Annotated in this window: 2 protein-coding genes; both read left to right on the forward strand. The window is 67.5% G+C overall.

All coding sequences use genetic code 11. The features are described from left to right. Positions 1-64: 64 nt before the first annotated feature. Entirely contained in the window at positions 65-631 is a 567-nt protein-coding gene (locus G6028_RS13230) for a GtrA family protein (RefSeq protein WP_259844393.1), read from the forward strand. A 10-nt stretch (positions 632-641) separates the two neighbouring features. After that, positions 642-1,279: TRIC cation channel family protein (locus G6028_RS13235; protein WP_182659148.1), on the forward strand; the 638-nt coding region annotated here is incomplete at its 3' end.

Genomic DNA, 1,279 nt, shown 5'->3' on the forward strand with positions numbered 1-1,279 from the left:
CGACCCCCGACGAACTAACGGAGATACCCACTAGTCCGGGTCCGTGGGCCTAGACTGGCTCGCTGTGAACCCGGCCCCGTCCGAACTCGGTCGCTATCGACGAAGCGCCCGTCAGTTTCTCATGTTCGGGATCGTCGGCGGGTCCGGGATGGTCGTCAACATGATCGTCACGGTTCTGATGAACAGGGCCAACGGCGGGACCCAGAACGCCCAGGACATCCTGTTCCCGTTCTCCGGCACGGAGTACAACTTCCGCTTCACCACGCTGGTGTGGATCGTGGCGTTCCTGGTGGCCAATGTCTACAACTTCATGCTCAACCGGCACTGGACCTTCGGTAAGGGACACAAGGCGCCGGTCATGCAGGAGTTCTGGCCGTTCCTGCTGGTGGGATCGGTGGCTGCGGCCGCGGGGATCTTCATCAAGCTGGCCTTCACCAACCCCACCTCCCCGCTCTACCTGCCCGAACCGTGGTGGCACGAGGACGCGGGGATCCACTCCCGGGAGTACTGGAGTCAGCTGTTGACGATCCTCATCACGATGCCGATCAACTTCGTCGTCAACAAGCTCTGGACGTTCCGCTCCGTCCGTCGCCGTCACCACGCCCGCTCCACCGCGGACGCGGTGGTCTAGGAGGTCGGTCGTGGAGTCCTCGCCACTCGTCCTGTGGTTCGACCTGATGGGCGTGTTCTTCTTCGCGTTGTCCGGGAACCTGTTGGCGGCGCGGAAGGACATCGACATCACCGGTGGTCTGGTGCTGGGGCTGCTCGCCGGCCTGGGCGGCGGCATCATCCGCGACGTCCTGCTGGGCGTCACGCCGCTCGCGCTGTCGCAGCCGGTCTACCTGGTCCCCCCGGTGGTCGCAGCGATCGTGGTGTACCTGCTCGGCTCGCTCATCCACCGGGTGCGGACGCTGATCGTGACGTTCGACGCCGCCGGTCTCGGGCTGTTCTGCACCTTCGGCACGGCCCGGGCGCTGGACCACGGGATGCCGATCGCGTCGGCGCTGCTGCTCGGCGTGGTCACCGCAGTGGGCGGCGGTCTCCTGCGCGACGTGGTGGCCAACGAGATCCCGGCGGTGTTCAGCGGCTCGAACCTGTACGTCATCCCGGCGGCGACGGGGGCCGCCCTGACGGCCGTCGCGGTGGGGACCGACACCTGGGGGCCGGTCGCCGCGACCGTCCTGTCGGCGCTGGTGTTCGCCTTCCGGATGGTGGCATGGCGCCGCGAGTGGCGCGTCCCGGCGCCGGTGCGAAGCTGGACCGTGCGGGACCTGGACGT

The organism is Dietzia cercidiphylli (genome assembly GCF_014145145.1).
GTDB classification, from domain to species: Bacteria; Actinomycetota; Actinomycetes; order Mycobacteriales; family Mycobacteriaceae; genus Dietzia; species Dietzia natronolimnaea.